The organism is Aggregatibacter actinomycetemcomitans, from assembly GCF_023518055.1.
Lineage (GTDB): Bacteria > Pseudomonadota > Gammaproteobacteria > Enterobacterales > Pasteurellaceae > Aggregatibacter > Aggregatibacter actinomycetemcomitans.
On the sequence record NZ_CP085096.1, the window covers coordinates 997,260 to 1,011,892 of the forward strand.

18 protein-coding genes, 3 tRNA genes and 2 pseudogenes are annotated in these 14,633 nt (G+C 40.2%); 16 read left to right on the plus strand and 7 right to left on the minus strand.

The genetic code is table 11. The features are described 5' to 3' along the window. Positions 1–92 precede the first annotated feature (92 nt). The 3 genes from grxB to LIN98_RS05105 all read left to right on the plus strand — a co-directional run bounded on the left by grxB (position 93) and on the right by LIN98_RS05105 (position 1,901). Positions 93–740: a glutaredoxin 2 gene (gene grxB, locus LIN98_RS05095; protein ID WP_249856180.1), complete on the plus strand. Its 648-nt coding sequence runs from the start codon at positions 93–95 to the stop codon at positions 738–740. Between the two features lie 15 nt (positions 741–755). Then, positions 756–1,454 carry an SIR2 family NAD-dependent protein deacylase gene (locus tag LIN98_RS05100; RefSeq protein ID WP_005569681.1) on the plus strand — a complete coding sequence of 233 codons (699 nt, stop codon included), beginning with the start codon at positions 756–758 and terminating at the stop codon, positions 1,452–1,454. Between the two features lie 72 nt (positions 1,455–1,526). Next, complete coding sequence (locus tag LIN98_RS05105) at positions 1,527–1,901, plus strand: helix-turn-helix domain-containing protein (RefSeq protein ID WP_014167668.1); 375 nt, start codon at positions 1,527–1,529, stop codon at positions 1,899–1,901. Between the two features lie 528 nt (positions 1,902–2,429). On the opposite strand, the pseudogene LIN98_RS05110 reads toward LIN98_RS05105, so the two are convergent. After that, positions 2,430–2,726, minus strand: a pseudogene (locus tag LIN98_RS05110) (TraI domain-containing protein); the annotation flags it as partial. Between the two features lie 293 nt (positions 2,727–3,019). On the opposite strand from LIN98_RS05110, the gene LIN98_RS05115 reads away from it, so the two are divergent. From LIN98_RS05115 to cdtC, 9 genes are all read left to right on the plus strand, one after another. Next, on the plus strand, positions 3,020–3,199 hold the full coding sequence (locus tag LIN98_RS05115; RefSeq protein ID WP_005540915.1) for a hypothetical protein: 180 nt from the start codon (positions 3,020–3,022) through the stop codon (positions 3,197–3,199). After that, a complete protein-coding gene (locus tag LIN98_RS05120; protein ID WP_005540916.1) occupies positions 3,196–3,474 on the plus strand; it encodes a hypothetical protein in 279 nt (92 codons plus the stop codon). The genes LIN98_RS05115 and LIN98_RS05120 overlap by 4 nt, the downstream gene beginning before the upstream one ends. Before the next feature lie 38 nt (positions 3,475–3,512). Further along, complete coding sequence (locus LIN98_RS05125) at positions 3,513–3,692, plus strand: hypothetical protein (RefSeq protein ID WP_005540917.1); 180 nt, start codon at positions 3,513–3,515, stop codon at positions 3,690–3,692. A gap of 570 nt (positions 3,693–4,262) precedes the next feature. Further along, complete coding sequence (locus tag LIN98_RS05130; RefSeq protein ID WP_005540922.1) at positions 4,263–4,517, plus strand: AbrB/MazE/SpoVT family DNA-binding domain-containing protein; 255 nt, start codon at positions 4,263–4,265, stop codon at positions 4,515–4,517. Between the two features lie 2 nt (positions 4,518–4,519). Continuing rightward, positions 4,520–4,864 carry a type II toxin-antitoxin system PemK/MazF family toxin gene (locus tag LIN98_RS05135; RefSeq protein WP_005546678.1) on the plus strand — a complete coding sequence of 115 codons (345 nt, stop codon included), beginning with the start codon at positions 4,520–4,522 and terminating at the stop codon, positions 4,862–4,864. Positions 4,865–4,947: 83 nt separating this feature from the next. After that, the gene (locus LIN98_RS05140) at positions 4,948–5,214 is read left to right on the plus strand and encodes an antitoxin (protein ID WP_005540929.1); all 267 of its coding nucleotides are present in this window, start codon (positions 4,948–4,950) and stop codon (positions 5,212–5,214) included. Between the two features lie 218 nt (positions 5,215–5,432). Further along, positions 5,433–6,101, plus strand: a complete 669-nt coding sequence (cdtA, locus tag LIN98_RS05145; protein WP_005540930.1) for a cytolethal distending toxin subunit Aa-CdtA — start codon at positions 5,433–5,435, stop codon at positions 6,099–6,101. 14 nt (positions 6,102–6,115) lie between these two features. Next, positions 6,116–6,967: a cytolethal distending toxin nuclease subunit Aa-CdtB gene (cdtB, locus tag LIN98_RS05150; protein ID WP_005589325.1), complete on the plus strand. Its 852-nt coding sequence runs from the start codon at positions 6,116–6,118 to the stop codon at positions 6,965–6,967. A 10-nt stretch (positions 6,968–6,977) separates the two neighbouring features. After that, complete coding sequence (gene cdtC, locus LIN98_RS05155) at positions 6,978–7,538, plus strand: cytolethal distending toxin subunit Aa-CdtC (protein WP_005540933.1); 561 nt, start codon at positions 6,978–6,980, stop codon at positions 7,536–7,538. 1,146 nt (positions 7,539–8,684) lie between these two features. Here cdtC and LIN98_RS05165 read toward each other — a convergent pair. From LIN98_RS05165 to pgsA, 5 genes and pseudogenes are all read right to left on the minus strand, one after another. Continuing rightward, positions 8,685–8,831: pseudogene (locus LIN98_RS05165) on the minus strand (ParA family protein); the annotation flags it as partial. Positions 8,832–8,905: 74 nt separating this feature from the next. Beyond that, a tRNA-Lys gene (locus LIN98_RS05170) sits at positions 8,906–8,981 on the minus strand. Positions 8,982–9,033: 52 nt separating this feature from the next. Then, positions 9,034–9,120 (minus strand) — tRNA-Leu (locus LIN98_RS05175). Between the two features lies 1 nt (position 9,121). After that, positions 9,122–9,197 (minus strand) — tRNA-Gly (locus LIN98_RS05180). Between the two features lie 160 nt (positions 9,198–9,357). Next, entirely contained in the window at positions 9,358–9,915 is a 558-nt protein-coding gene (gene pgsA / locus LIN98_RS05185; protein ID WP_005541115.1) for a CDP-diacylglycerol--glycerol-3-phosphate 3-phosphatidyltransferase, read from the minus strand. A 254-nt stretch (positions 9,916–10,169) separates the two neighbouring features. Between pgsA and metC the strand changes: the two genes are divergently transcribed. The 4 genes from metC (at position 10,170) to LIN98_RS05205 (ending at position 13,374) form a co-directional block, all read left to right on the plus strand. After that, positions 10,170–11,360 carry a cystathionine beta-lyase gene (metC, locus tag LIN98_RS05190; protein WP_005546694.1) on the plus strand — a complete coding sequence of 397 codons (1,191 nt, stop codon included), beginning with the start codon at positions 10,170–10,172 and terminating at the stop codon, positions 11,358–11,360. A 213-nt stretch (positions 11,361–11,573) separates the two neighbouring features. Then, positions 11,574–12,626: a porin gene (locus tag LIN98_RS05195; protein WP_005541120.1), complete on the plus strand. Its 1,053-nt coding sequence runs from the start codon at positions 11,574–11,576 to the stop codon at positions 12,624–12,626. 143 nt (positions 12,627–12,769) lie between these two features. Further along, complete coding sequence (locus LIN98_RS05200; RefSeq protein ID WP_005541121.1) at positions 12,770–13,027, plus strand: AbrB/MazE/SpoVT family DNA-binding domain-containing protein; 258 nt, start codon at positions 12,770–12,772, stop codon at positions 13,025–13,027. Then, the gene (locus LIN98_RS05205; protein ID WP_005546697.1) at positions 13,027–13,374 is read left to right on the plus strand and encodes a type II toxin-antitoxin system PemK/MazF family toxin; all 348 of its coding nucleotides are present in this window, start codon (positions 13,027–13,029) and stop codon (positions 13,372–13,374) included. Before LIN98_RS05200 ends, LIN98_RS05205 begins: the two co-directional genes overlap by 1 nt. 77 nt (positions 13,375–13,451) lie before the next feature. On the opposite strand, the gene dnaJ is transcribed toward LIN98_RS05205, so the two are convergent. Beyond that, on the minus strand, positions 13,452–14,579 hold the full coding sequence (dnaJ, locus tag LIN98_RS05210; RefSeq protein ID WP_005546699.1) for a molecular chaperone DnaJ: 1,128 nt from the start codon (positions 14,577–14,579) through the stop codon (positions 13,452–13,454). Positions 14,580–14,633: the final 54 nt, after the last annotated feature.

Genomic DNA, 14,633 nt, shown 5'->3' on the forward strand with positions numbered 1-14,633 from the left:
GATTTTGCCGGCGTTTTTAGGTCGTGGAGAGGCATTAAAAAACACTGCCAAAATCCACCGCACTTTCCGTGAAAACCAACAAAGGAGATCTTATGAAGCTTTATGTTTACGACCATTGCCCGTTTTGCGTGCGCGCCCGCATGATTTTCGGCTTGAAAAATGTTCCCGTTGAACTCGTGACCATCTTAAATGATGACGCGGAAACGTCAATCCGACTGGTCGGCAAAAAAGTGGTGCCGATTTTAGTGAAAGAAAACGGCGAAGCCATGCCGGAAAGTTTGGACATTGTGCGCTATATTGATGAACGCTATGGCGAGAAAATGTTATCGGAAACGGTGCGCCCGGAAGTAGAAGCCTGGTTAAAGCAGGTCGGCAGCTATCAAAATCATCTGGTCATCCCACGCTTTACCCGCCTAGGGCTGCCTGAATATGCCACCCAAAGTGCGGTAGATTATTTCACCGAAAATAAAGAAAAATCCATCGGTGATTTTGCCGAAAATCTTGCGAATACCGACACCTATTTCGCCCGCCTCGCCCCTGACTTAGTGCAACTTGCACATTTAATCCAGTCGGACACTGCACTAAACGGCAGCCTTTCTCTGGAAGACATTCTTGTTTTCCCAATCCTGCGCAACCTCACCTGCGTAAAAGGCATCGTTTTCCCGCCGAAAGTCAACGCCTATGTGGAAACCATGTCCCGTTTGAGCCAAGTGCCGTTGTATTGGGATAAAGCGATTTAAACGAGGAGGAAAAATATGAAACCCATTTGTGTCGTCCTAAGCGGCGCGGGCATCAGCGCTGAAAGTGGTATTCCCACTTATCGCGCGGAAGACGGTTTATGGGCAGGGCATAAAATTGAAGATGTGTGCACGCCGGAAGCCCTGCAACGGAACCGTAAACAGGTGTTGGCTTTTTATAACGAACGCCGCCGAAATTGCGCCGAAGCCAAACCTAATGCGGCGCACAAGGTGTTGGTGGAATTGGAACGCTCCTATAATGTACAGATCATCACGCAAAACGTGGAAGATTTACACGAACGCGCGGGCAGCACCAACGTGCTGCATCTGCACGGCGAATTAACCAAAGCCCGTAGCAGTTTTGACCCTGATTACATTGTGCCTTGCATGGGTGATCAATCGGTGAACGACAAAGATCCGAACGGACATCCAATGCGCCCGCACATCGTCTTTTTCGGTGAAAGTGTGCCCGTGTTGGAACCGTCCATTGATTTGGTTTCGCAAGCAGACATTGTGCTGGTCATCGGTACATCCCTGCAAGTTTACCCGGCAAACGGTTTGGTCAACGAAGCTCCCAAGAACGCTCAAATTTACCTCATCGACCCAAACCCGAACACAGGGTTTATTCGCCATAACGTCAACGTAGTAAAAATGAAAGCAGGCGAAGGCGTGCCTAAAGTGGTGGCGGAATTATTGGAGAAGGCAAAAAACGGTTAGAAAAATGACCGCACTTTGATCTGCACCCCAAAAGTTGGACATCACACCCAACCAATTAAGGTGCAGATTTTTATGGGCAAACATTATTCACTCAAATTCAAATATCACATTGTCAAGCTTGTCTTAGAAGAACATTGGGGCGTTCGTGAAGCCGCACAGCACTTCCATATTGCCACCCATTCTTCCGTTGTCGTCTGGTTGCAACGCTTTGAAAAATACGGTATCAATGGACTTCACCGTCAATGTAACAAAGCGAGAAAAAACCAAATGCCAAAAGCCAAGAAAATCCTCTCCTGTGAGAATCCTCAGGATATCAAAGCATTATTAAAGGAACTTGAGTATTTAAGAGCGGAGAACGCCATCTTAAAAAGTTCAAAGAGCTGGACCAACAAAAAGCCCGACAGAAAAAAGGGACATCGTCAAGGCGATAATTTCCTGATTGGCTAAGTCCATCATAGGAGAAAGATACAGTTTCTCACGTCCCACCCGAAGTTCGGTTACATCCGTCACCCATTTCTCCTTCAACTTCGTCGCCGTAAAATTACGTTGCAGTAAATTCGGTGCAATATGGCTCGTTTTCCCCGCGTTCTTACGTCGTTTCACTTTCACACAAGAACGAATCTCCAGCGCCCGCATGTGCGACAACACCGTTTTGCCACTGAGAAAAATCCCTTCCCGCTGTAACTTGAACCGAATCATGTGGTAACCATCCCGCCCCTGATTTGCCTGATAAAGGTCGAGGATACGCTGTCGAATGGCGTGATGGTCTTCTTTTGCCTGCCGGCTGTAATAGAACGTTGAGCGCGCCAGCCCTATAATTTTTAGTAACAAGCGAGGGTTATGCTGTGCTTTTAACGTGTTTACAACGGGACGTCGCCCGACATTTTGCTTGGTTTCGTCAATGTTGAAAAAGACGCTGATTCAGTTAAACCTTTGTGACATCTAAAGCGTTATAAACTTGTGACTGAATACGGTTATTCCTCCTAAATGGGAGTGGTGATGGGTTTCTGAGGCAGGTAACAATTGAACAATCTCAGCATAGCGTTCAATTGGTTTTTGGTATAGCGACTCAAACATATCTTGAGTCATGGATACTTGTTGCCAAATTAGATTTAAGTATTTTTGGCGTAATTCACTTTTTAATAATTCCACCGCAGATAATGGGCTGATCCAACCATCATTATCAATCACCGACAGTGTTGGCTGGGTAGAAATACCAAGGGATTCGGTATTACTTTTTTTACTTAGCATTTTATGAAAAATAGAAAACATTATAGTTGCTTCATGTTTTAGTAAGGGGAACTGTTTAATGTTGCAGAATACAAGTGATGGACATCAAAACAACAAATAAGTGATCATTAAAAACGAACAAATATAGTGAGTGTAGTTCCAGCCTTTTGAAAAGGCCTTTTGACCTTTTTAGGTAAGACCTTTCCCTTGGGAAGGTTATCCTTAAATTTTACCCTTAGCCCGATAGGGCTCCCTTGGGCCTTTTACCTTTTGGCAATTTTGTTGTATGATTCCAAGATAGATCATTATTACAATCCGCGCGCGTTGGAGAAAATATGTTAAATCAAGCTAAATCAAAAAATGGGCAAACTCATCTTCAAGAAAGAGTTTTATCAATGTTTGAGCAATCCTTAACAGAAGAGCAGCGCTTTTTACAAGGTGTCTTAAATGGAAAAATTAAGACTTACTCACATGAAGATGTAATGAAAGATTTGCGCAAGGCATTGAAGCGATGAAACAAGACTACATTGTTCAATGGTCTGAAATGGCTAGATTTCAGCTTTTAGATAAAGCAGAATATATTTACACACAAAGCCAAAATAAGGAAGTAGCTGACAAATTCATTGAGGAAATAGAGTGTCTATCAGAAAAACTTAGTTATATTGCTGATGCCTATACCGACGGGAAGTTTCATATTTTCCCTCTTAAAAATGGGCATTCAGTAAAGTTTCTTGTTGTTGGAACCTATATTATGATTTACGCTTTTTTGCCAAAAGGTGTGAATCATTAAAGGAGAAAGTGTGTATCATTGGGAGCGGAGCATTTAGAATGTTATTTAAAGAACCCGAATATGAAGAGTTTTTGGTTCAAAAAATTCAAACGGGGTTAGCAGACCTTGCTGAGGGGCGTTACTCAACTGCTGAACAATTTAAGCAAGAAATGGAACAATTATTAGTTCGTAAGGAACGTGATTTACAGCAATTAGAAGGTAATATCACATATGGCTAAGCCGAGGGTTATTTCTGATAATGCTAAGCGTGATATTGCTGAGATTTTAGATAACGCTATTGAGTATACGACTCATACTGCTATTGGTGTAGGGGCACGCGGGTAAATATTGCCTCACGTATCTCCATCTTACCCATTTCTCGCATTCTCGGTGTAAGTCATAACTCTGGATAAACGGTATTGTCTAAAAATTGAGATATGGCCCCCTGCGGATGTTCAATAACATCCACATTCTTGAAGACCATTTGCGAATATTGTTTGGTTACCGGTTTATTCTGGTATGCTCCCTGCCCCTCCCCCTTTAAATACCGTTGCCTAGGCTTCCGACTTCAGCTCAGGGATTTTGTCCTCTGTGATTATACTTGGATACAACCTGTTCCGGTAAAAGTGTGTATTTTGCAACCAAAGTTTGTACGAAACAGCCAGTAACACATTCCCCAATTTTGTAATCTGCGCATTGTGGAGAAGCGCTGGCAGCCATAGAAAATTATTTTTTAAATTCGATAAAAAAAGATTGAAATGGTGATATTAAAGTAGTATCATCATTAAAAATGATAGAGGAGGTTTTTTATGCAATTGAGACAACAAGCAACGTTAGGTCTGTGGGGAAAGTGTATCGGTTTACGATTAACAGGCAATTTACGTACAGTCCCTCAGTTTTCAGCGGGTGATATTGTGGATATCGAGATTTCTGAAAATGGTTTGTACATTTCAAAAAGCCAAAAAAAACTGACTGAAGCTGATTTATTAAAAGGAATAACGACTTATAACGCTCATGCAGATGAGTTTAACGTCGCTGCTTTACCGCAGGAATTGGACTATTAAGTATGTATGTACCAAAACGTAACGACATTGTTTGGTTGGATTTTGAGCCGAAGAAAGGAAAAGAAATCGGGAAATATCGCCCGGCATTCGTTTTAAGCCACGAAATTTATAATAAATCAACCGGGTTGATTATTTGCTGTCCAATCAGCACGAGTATTCGTGGTGCGGTAACGGAAGTGCCTATCGAAGGATTAGATAGTCCGAGTGTGGTTGCAACTACATTAGTCCAAACATTAGATTGGCGTGAAAGACATATTAAATTTATTAAACAGGCTGAACCACACATTTATGATGAGGTCCTCAAACGGGTAATCCTGTTACTGGGTGGTGAACGTCTTTTGCGATAAACAGATAAGTTTTGACTCTTTTATGGTTATAGCATACGTTGTGGCATATATATCAATCTTGGACTTAAAATACAGGAGGAGACATGGAAAGAACTGCGAAATTATTCAGAAACGGACGCAATCAAGCCGTACGGTTACCGGTGGAGTTCGAATTTGATGCTGAACAAGTATACATTCGTAAAGAACAAAATGGAGATATTGTACTTTCATTGACTTCTTCAAGAGAAGCTTCTTGGCAGCGGTTGTTTAAGTTACTTCCCAAAATAAAAAATTGTGATGATTTTCTCAGCAAAGAAGAGCGGAATCAAACGATTACGACCCGTTACCCGTTTCCCGGGATAGGTGAATAATAGATGTATATGCTTGATACTAACACGGTAAGTTATATTTCCTACTTAACAGATTTATTCATATTTTTATTTCAACAGATTTCAAAAACTATATTGAATCAAAAAACAATTCCTCTTCCTTTTTTATATATTTTATCTAGTTTTATTTTATCAAAAAAAGGATAAAATAAGAAAAATTTGCCCTTTTAAATTTAAGGATGGATCTAAGGAGAGGTACAATGAAAAAGTTTTTACCTGGTCTTTTATTGATGGGTTTAGTGGCTTGTTCGTCAAATCAACGAATGAGTGACTATTCTCAGCCTGAATCTCAATCTGATTTAGCACCTAAATCTTCAACAACACAATTCCAACCCCAACCCCTATTATCAAAAGCATCTTCAATGCCATTGAATTTGCTCTCTTCATCCAAGAATGGACAGGTATCGCCGTCTGAACCATCAAACTTTATGACTTTGATGGGACAAAATGGGGCACTGTTGACTGTCTGGGCGCTAGCAAAACGCAATTGGTTATGGGCTTATCCCAATATATATTCGCAGGACTTTGGAAATATTCGTAATTGGAAGATAGAACCTGGTAAACACCGTGAATATTTTCGTTTTGTTAATCAATCTTTAGGTACATGTATTGAAGCTTACGGTAATGGTTTAATTCATGATACTTGTAGTCTGGACAAATTAGCACAAGAGTTTGAGTTATTACCTACTGATAGTGGTGCGGTTGTCATTAAAAGTGTGTCACAAGGACGTTGTGTCACTTATAATCCTGTAAGTCCAACATATTATTCAACAGTTACATTATCAACTTGTGATGGCGCAACAGAACCATTACGTGATCAAACATGGTATCTCGCTCCTCCTGTATTAGAAGCAACAGCGGTTAATTAAGCTAAGGAGTTTATATGCAATGGGTAAAGCAATTAAATGTGGTTTTCTGTACGATGTTATTTAGCTTTTCAAGTTATGCTAATTTGAGTGATTTCAAAGTAGCAACTTGGAATCTGCAAGGTTCTTCAGCTGTAAATGAAAGTAAATGGAATATTAATGTGCGCCAATTATTATCGGGAGAACAAGGTGCAGATATTTTGATGGTACAAGAAGCGGGTTCATTACCAAGTTCGGCAGTAAGAACCTCACGAGTAATTCAACATGGGGGAACGCCAATTGAGGAATATACCTGGAATTTAGGTACTCGCTCCCGTCCAAATATGGTCTATATTTATTATTCCCGTTTAGATGTTGGGGCAAACCGAGTGAACTTAGCTATCGTGTCACGTCGTCAAGCCGATGAAGCTTTTATCATACATTCTGATTCTTCTGTGCTTCAATCTCGCCCGGCAGTAGGTATCCGCATTGGTACTGATGTATTTTTTACAGTGCATGCTTTGGCCACAGGTGGTTCTGATGCGGTAAGTTTAATTCGTAATATCTTCACTACTTTTACCTCATCACCATCATCACCGGAAAGACGAGGATATAGCTGGATGGTTGTTGGTGATTTCAATCGTGCGCCGGTTAATCTGGAAGCTGCATTAAGACAGGAACCCGCCGTGAGTGAAAATACAATTATTATTGCGCCAACAGAACCGACTCATCGGTCCGGTAATATTTTAGATTATGCGATTTTACATGACGCACATTTACCACGTCGAGAGCAAGCACGTGAACGTATCGGCGCAAGTTTAATGTTAAATCAGTTACGCTCACAAATTACATCCGATCATTTTCCTGTTAGTTTTGTTCGTGATCGCTAAGGAGAATACTATGAAAAAATATTTATTGAGCTTCTTATTAAGCATGATATTGACTTTGACGAGTCATGCAGAATCAAATCCTGATCCGACTACTTATCCTGATGTAGAGTTATCGCCTCCTCCACGTATTAGCTTGCGTAGTTTGCTTACGGCTCAACCAATTAAAAATGACCATTATGATTCACATAATTATTTAAGTACACATTGGGAATTAATTGATTACAAGGGAAAAGAATATGAAAAATTACGTGACGGTGGTACGTTGGTTCAATTTAAAGTGGTCGGTGCAGCAAAATGTTTTGCTTTCCCAGGCGAAGGCACAACTGATTGTAAAGATATTGATCATACTGTGTTTAACCTTATTCCAACTAATACAGGTGCGTTTTTAATCAAAGATGCCCTATTAGGATTTTGTATGACAAGCCATGACTTTGATGATTTGAGGCTTGAACCTTGTGGAATTTCAGTGAGTGGTCGAACCTTTTCGTTGGCGTATCAATGGGGAATATTACCTCCTTTTGGGCCAAGTAAAATTTTAAGACCACCGGTGGGGAGAAATCAGGGTAGCTAATATTTTACATATAATTTTATTTCTTCAAATCAAGATGCTTAGTGGGGCGAGGGAATGTAATTTTATTATTATGCTTATTTCATTTTTGCTTTGAGACAGGAAGTAAATGACACAGTTAATCAAGTCTTAATTCTTCAAATGCATACTGTTCAGAACCAAACTTATCAAATCTAGCCACACCATCACGATTTAGCCGATCTTTATGTCCGGTGGCATGCATTCATGCAGCAAAGTCGCATAGTAGTCATCTGCCGAGTTAAATTTCGCAAAATCCGACATGACAATGCATTTAGGCATATAACAAGCGAGAGATTGCGCTTTATTATAAATGTGCATTCCCATTTTGGCGGGCAGTACATCTAAATCTAGTCGAGGGATCATTTCAAGTGATACCCCAAGTACGAATCCAGAGCATTGGTGCCTTCTTCCAGTGCAGTAATAATTTGATCAGTAATTTGTTGATATAAATCTTTGGGGGAGTTTGGTTTTTCATGACTGTTCTCCTATGAAAAATAAGGGAACAGCCCCAGCGGGAAACTGTTCCCGCCGAGATGAAAATGAGATAAGTTGTTTTTGCATTAATGTGGATTGTCTTGCAATCTAAATTTATGGTTTATTACTAAGTAGCTCATTTATTCTACTGAAGTCATCAACAACTTCTAGCAATTCAGGTGAAATATAATCTAAAATCTTTTTTAATTGGGAATACTGATGTGCTAGATTAATCTTTCTACCATCAAAAATTGGTTCATGATGACAAATTCTATTTCTTAATAACCGAATATCTTCTGTAATTGAATGAATATCTGTGATTATTGAATCGTGTTGTGTAGAGGGGATGTTAGTAAATCCTCTACTAACAGAATAATACAGCTTTGTAAATTTTTACATATCAATCCATACGAGACGACTTCATCAAAAATAGCAATTTCAGAATTGAGAAATATTGAAAAACTGATATGCGAACATCCCGAGTTAGAAAAAAGAATAGCTCAATTCTTGCATGAAGCATATAGCTTGGTGAGATATGGAATAAATATTAAGTCATCAACAAATTAGATAATTAGAGGATAGGATGAAATTTATTGATTTATTTTCTGGTCTAGGAGGGTTCCATGTTGGCTTATCTAATAATGGTCATCAATGTGTATCTGTATCAATCAGTAAGGTTCTTAAACCATGGTCTGCACAAAATGCACCGATATTAGCAGCATTAGTGCTTTTGGCAGAACCACCTTTGGTACAGGCGATTGTAATAATGTAAGGTTTTTTAGAAGTGTGGTTAATGCACATATTTTACTCACTTAACAGAAGATTAACGTTAAGGAGTATCGACTTTGGGCAACCGGTCCGGAGCTTTAACTTTTTGGTGGGTCGTGAAGGATTCGAACCTTCGACCAACGGATTAAAAGTCCGCTGCTCTACCGACTGAGCTAACGACCCGTGTGCATTTTTCTTTGGAGGGTAACTATTTAATAAGAAAGGTATTATTAAATGGTGCCCGAGGCCAGACTTGAACTGGCACGCCTCGAAAGGCGAGGGATTTTAAATCCCTTGTGTCTACCGATTCCACCACTCGGGCTTGGAGCGGGAAACGAGGCTCGAACTCGCGACCCCGACCTTGGCAAGGTCGTGCTCTACCAACTGAGCTATTCCCGCATCACTATTTGGTAGCACCAAATAACGGGGTGCATTTTACGGATTTCTTTCTGTTAGTCAAACGGAAATTTTAAAAATTTATTTAACTGATTAAAAATAAATCAAATTTAAGTTATGATCAGTGGCAGTTCGTTAAAACACCTTGAAAAAGGACCGCACTTTATTTGTGGAAGTCTTCCAACAAGCTGTCTTTTGCTGCAGTGAGATATTGCAACATTGACCAAATGGTTAAAATCGCAGCAATATAAAGCAGGACAATGGCAATTACTTCCATGGCAAAGTTATAACGCCATAACAACCCGCCTAACGCCAACATTTGTGATGTGGTTTTGACTTTTCCCAACCAAGATACCGCAACTTTGCTACGACTGCCTAATTCTGCCATCCATTCACGCAACGCGGAGATAATAATTTCGCGGGAAATAACCACAATGGCCGGCAATGTGATCCAAAAAGTGTGATTGTATTCCACAACCAATACAAGCCCGGCAACCACCATGACTTTATCCGCAACGGGATCCAAAAATGCGCCGAAGCTGGTGGTTTGTTTCCATTTGCGTGCTAGATAGCCGTCCAACCAATCGGTCACTCCGGCGATGAAAAAAATTAGAGTAGTTAAAAATGGCGCCCAATCAAAGGGGAGGTAGAAAGCGATGATAAAGAAAGGAATTAAAATAATCCGAAATAGCGTCAGAAAAATGGGGATGTTAAATTTCATAGGATTGCTTTAGGTTGCCATTGATTGGAGAGTTATTGTAAATCAGATTATGCCTTTTTTAAATGGTAATTTCGTAAAATTTTGTCGCAAAAAGGGTTTTGTTATCAGACCGGATTAGCGTTAATATGCTTGTCAACTTATGTATAAATCATCAAAGTAATTTATTTGCTCCGCCAGAGTTGTTAGCTATGCCAACGTTTAAAAAATGTAAATTTTGGTGACCGCACTTTTTCTTTGATTTTATAGGACTCTCCATGTCAAAAAAATTCTCTTTAGCCACCACATTCGTTCATGCCGGCAGAAAAAAACGTTATACCCACGGTTCCGTCAATCCGGTAGTACAACGCGCTTCATCGTTGGTATTTGATTCTTTAGCGGATAAGAAACACGCCACCATTAATCGTGCCAAAGGTGAATTATTTTATGGCAGACGGGGAACCTTAACCCATTTTGCCTTGCAAGATGCGATGTGTGAATTGGAGGGCGGGGCAGGTTGCTATTTGTATCCGTGCGGTGCGGCTGCCGTGACTAACAGTATTCTTTCTTTTGTACAAACCGGTGACCATATCTTGATGACCGGTGCGGCATATGAACCGACGCAGGATTTTTGTAATATCGTGCTTAGAAAATTAGGGGTAACGACCACCTTTTATGATCCGCTGATGGGAGGTCAAATTGCGCAATTGATTCGACCGAATACAAAAGTATTGTTCCTTGAAGCACCAAGTTCGCTCACCATGGAAGTGGCGAATATTCCCGCGATGGTGAAGGCTGTGCGGGAAGTCAATCCGGAAATTGTCATTATGATTGATAATACTTGGGCGGGCGGTGTGCTATTTAAAGCCTTAGAACATGATATTGATATTTCCATTCAAGCGGGCACAAAGTATTTGGTAGGGCATTCCGACATCATGATTGGCACGGCGGTATCCAATGCGCGCTGCTGGGATCAGCTACGGGAACATTCCTATTTAATGGGGCAAATGGCGGATGCTGATAGTGCCTATATTACAGCGCGTGGGTTACGCACATTGGGCATTCGCTTGAAGCAACACGAAGAAAGCAGCATAAAAATAGCGCAATGGTTGACGCAACAACCGGAAGTTAAGGCAGTTTATCATCCGGCACTACCGAGCTGTCCCGGGCATGAATTTTTTAAACGGGACTTTCTCGGCGCCAGTGGTTTATTTTCTTTTGAATTAAAACAAAGACTTACGCAACAACAATTGGAGATTTTTATGAATCATTTCCAATTATTTACCATGGCATATTCTTGGGGCGGTTTTGAATCGCTCATTCTTTATAACCAACCGGAAGAGATTGCAAAAATTCGTTCGAATATTCAGAGAAAATTAGAAGGCACATTAATTCGGCTGCATATCGGATTAGAAAATGTTGATGATTTAATTGCAGATTTAAGCGCCGGATTTATGCGTTTAAAATAATCAATTTATGATTATTTTTTCTTCATTTTTATGTGTAAAATGTGATCTGTATCAGAAAATTGGAACAAAAAAGTGAACTTCTGATTGACACTATTATTTTTCTTTGCCAAGATTGCGAGGCTTCAAAAAGGAAGTAGCTTGAACTCTTCATCATCAAGTGAAGAGTTCAATTTTTATCCTATAACAAGTGATTTCTGAAAAGGAATGAAGATTATGAAAAAGACAGTAATCGCATTAGCAATCGCTGCATTAGCAGCAACCGGCACGGCAAGTGCTGTAAAAGTTTATAATCAGGATGGTACGAAAGTTGAGCTTGGTGGTTCAATGCGTATCTTCTTAGGCAAGTTAGGTAAAAATCAACGTGGTGACCTTGTAAATGATGGTTCCCGTATTAAAATTAAAGCGTCTCAAGAATTAGATAACGGCTTATCTGCATTTGTTAGTTATGAGCTTCGTTTCGAAAGAGAAGCTCTTAAAAACAAGCAAAAGGCAAGTAATAATTTTGGTGATCCGACAACTCGTAAATTATTTGTTGGTTTAGGCTTCAAAGATGTGGGTGAGTTAAGTTTTGGTCGCCAGTCTACTAATGCAGATGATGTTTTGGGTGACAGCCTATATTATGGTTCAGGCGATTTAAGTGACTTGACCACTCGTTCTGACAAATCTGTTAAATTCCGGTCTGCAGATTTTAATGGGTTTAGTTTTGGTGTGGATTACTTATTTGGTAATGCAGAGAAGTATAAAGGAACAGCTAATGCGAATCGCTATAAGAATGGTTATGGTGTAGCGGCTTTTTACAATTATGATTTTGCAGAAAATCATAAAATTGACTTTGGTGCTACTTATGCGGTTGACCAATATGATACGTTGACAAGTTCATCAACCAACCGTAAAGAACACAAGTGGTTGCTTGCAACTCACTATCAGCTTGATGCATTGAAGTTAGGCGTAGCATATGGACAATATCATTCTAAAACTAAAGGTGTAGAAGCTGTTAAAACTCGTTATATTTTCTTAGAAGGTAAGTATGACTTGAATGAACTTACAGGTATTCCAACAACCTTTGGTTTACAATGGGAAAGAAAGAGTGCAAAACAAACTTCAGCAGCGCCAAGCCATATTGAAAATCACTATATTGTGAATGTTGATTATGAATTTAATAAACATGTAATTCCTTATGTGTCATATATTCGTGCAACTGATAAAGATGATAAAATCCGTAAAAACGAAAATATTTATGGTGCAGGTTTGCGTGTATTTTTCTAATTTGAGTTAAATCTCATTGAAAAGACCGACTTTAAGTCGGTCTTTTTTTGCTTATTAGGAAAAAGAAGTGTTTTTGGGCTGTACTTGATTTTTGTTCTTATTAGGCTAAAATGTATCACAAAATGATACGTTGAGGTGAGGTAATGAATACAAGACTAGAAATTAAACAATGGGGAAATAGCAAGGCAATTCGCTTACCGAAAGATTTTATTCATACACTAAATCTTGATACGGGTGATTTTTTAGAATTAAACCAAGTGGATAATAAATTTATTTTAACGGTTATTCCTAAAAACAGCCCAAAGAAACGATTAACCTTAGATGAACGTTTGCAAAATGAAAACTATCAGATTTTAAATGATTGGGACAATTTTCCTATTGCCGGTGAGGAGTTAATTTAATGTATATTCCTGAACGTGGCGATATTGTAAGAATTTGTTTAAATCCGGTTGTTGGTAATGAAATTCAGGGGGAACAACGACTGGTTTTAGTCATTAGCCCCAAACGTTTTAATCAATATGGATTAATTTTAGTCTGCCCGATCACGCAAGGTGAAGCCTCAATTTCTAGAAAAGGTGGCTTTTATGTGAGTTTAATGGGATATGGTTTGGATACATTAGGTGGCGTTGTAGCCAATCAATCCAGAACATTAGATTGGCGTAATCGAGCGATTAAGAAAGTGGAAACTGCACCCATTGAGTTAGTGCAGGAAGTCCAAGATATTATCACGGCAATCGTTAATGATTGAGGGCGAAGATAATGCGAATAAAAAGTACGGTAGAAACACCAAAAATTTCTACCGCACTTTTCTGTTTTTAAACTGGTTTACTTCGTCAGATCATCAAAGAAACGTTTTACGCCATCTAAGAAGCTGGAGGATTTCGGACGTTGCTTGGTTTGTCCTTCCAGGCTTTCCTCCAGTTTGCGTAATAATTCTTTTTGCTCCTCGTTTAATTTAACCGGGGTTTCTACAATAATTCGGCAAGTTAAATCCCCTGCGTAGCCGCTTCGGGTTGACGTGACACCTTTCCCGCGCATACGGAATAATTTTCCGGTTTGGGTTTCTTCCGGGATTTTTAACTTCACACGACCATCCAGTGTCGGCACTTCAATTTCTCCACCAAGGGCAGCCATGGTAAAACTGATCGGTACTTCACAATAGAGGTTGCTGCCGTCACGTTCAAAAATATGGTGTTCTTTAACATGAATCACCACATATAAATCGCCTGCCGGGGCGCCGTTTTCACCTGCAGCGCCTTCACCTGAAAGACGTAGTTGATTGCCTGTGTCCACGCCCGCCGGGATTTTAACGGAAAGATTTTTCGCTTTATTGACTCTGCCGTCACCATGGCAGGTTTTACATGGTTTCTCAATTTTCTTACCGGTGCCATGACAGAAATGACAAGGTTGTTCTGTTACAAAGAAGCCCTGTTGACGACGTAAACGACCGGCACCATGGCAATGCGGACAGGTTTCGACTTTCGAACCCGCTTCAGCGCCTGTGCCGTGACAAGTATCACATGGGGCTAAGGTATGAATTTTTATGTCTTTTGTAGTGCCTTTTACAGCTTCTTCCAGCGTAATTTCAATGTCGTACCGCAAATCGTCACCACGCACGACGCGTTGGCGCCCACGTCCGCCACCACCGAAAATATCTCCGAACATATCGCCGAAAATATCCCCGAAATCCGCACCGCCAAAACTGCCGCCACCAAAGCCAGTTCCTTGTTCAAACGCCGCGTGCCCATATTGATCATAGGCAGCGCGTTTTTCTTTATCGTTTAGCACTTCATAGGCTTCTTGAATTTCTTTGAATTTTTCTTCTTTCTCTTTATCGCCCTTGGTTCTGTCAGGGTGATACTGCATCGCGAGCTTTTTATAAGCACGTTTGATTTCTTTTTCATCGGCGGATCGGGAGATGCCGAGGAGTTCGTAGTAGTCTTGTTTTGCCATTAGGTGGTTTCCGTTTTGGTCTTGGTTTTGTTCTCTGTTTGAGGAATTTTTCTT

Excerpts from the sequence above, each read along its gene's own strand:
- LIN98_RS05125 (WP_005540917.1), top strand. The coding sequence starts at position 3,513 with ATGTTATTTAAAGAACCCGAATATGAAGAGTTTTTGGTTCAAAAAATT.
- LIN98_RS05200 (WP_005541121.1), top strand. The coding sequence starts at position 12,770 with ATGAATACAAGACTAGAAATTAAACAATGGGGAAATAGCAAGGCAATT.
- LIN98_RS05205 (WP_005546697.1), top strand. The coding sequence starts at position 13,027 with ATGTATATTCCTGAACGTGGCGATATTGTAAGAATTTGTTTAAATCCG.
- LIN98_RS05135 (WP_005546678.1), top strand. The coding sequence starts at position 4,520 with ATGTATGTACCAAAACGTAACGACATTGTTTGGTTGGATTTTGAGCCG.
- LIN98_RS05195 (WP_005541120.1), top strand. The coding sequence starts at position 11,574 with ATGAAAAAGACAGTAATCGCATTAGCAATCGCTGCATTAGCAGCAACC.
- cdtB (WP_005589325.1), top strand. The coding sequence starts at position 6,116 with ATGCAATGGGTAAAGCAATTAAATGTGGTTTTCTGTACGATGTTATTT.
- grxB (WP_249856180.1), top strand. The coding sequence starts at position 93 with ATGAAGCTTTATGTTTACGACCATTGCCCGTTTTGCGTGCGCGCCCGC.
- cdtA (WP_005540930.1), top strand. The coding sequence starts at position 5,433 with ATGAAAAAGTTTTTACCTGGTCTTTTATTGATGGGTTTAGTGGCTTGT.
- LIN98_RS05130 (WP_005540922.1), top strand. The coding sequence starts at position 4,263 with ATGCAATTGAGACAACAAGCAACGTTAGGTCTGTGGGGAAAGTGTATC.
- metC (WP_005546694.1), top strand. The coding sequence starts at position 10,170 with ATGTCAAAAAAATTCTCTTTAGCCACCACATTCGTTCATGCCGGCAGA.
- pgsA (WP_005541115.1), bottom strand. The coding sequence starts at position 9,915 with ATGAAATTTAACATCCCCATTTTTCTGACGCTATTTCGGATTATTTTA.
- LIN98_RS05105 (WP_014167668.1), top strand. The coding sequence starts at position 1,527 with ATGGGCAAACATTATTCACTCAAATTCAAATATCACATTGTCAAGCTT.
- LIN98_RS05140 (WP_005540929.1), top strand. The coding sequence starts at position 4,948 with ATGGAAAGAACTGCGAAATTATTCAGAAACGGACGCAATCAAGCCGTA.
- dnaJ (WP_005546699.1), bottom strand. The coding sequence starts at position 14,579 with ATGGCAAAACAAGACTACTACGAACTCCTCGGCATCTCCCGATCCGCC.
- LIN98_RS05100 (WP_005569681.1), top strand. The coding sequence starts at position 756 with ATGAAACCCATTTGTGTCGTCCTAAGCGGCGCGGGCATCAGCGCTGAA.
- cdtC (WP_005540933.1), top strand. The coding sequence starts at position 6,978 with ATGAAAAAATATTTATTGAGCTTCTTATTAAGCATGATATTGACTTTG.
- LIN98_RS05120 (WP_005540916.1), top strand. The coding sequence starts at position 3,196 with ATGAAACAAGACTACATTGTTCAATGGTCTGAAATGGCTAGATTTCAG.
- LIN98_RS05115 (WP_005540915.1), top strand. The coding sequence starts at position 3,020 with ATGTTAAATCAAGCTAAATCAAAAAATGGGCAAACTCATCTTCAAGAA.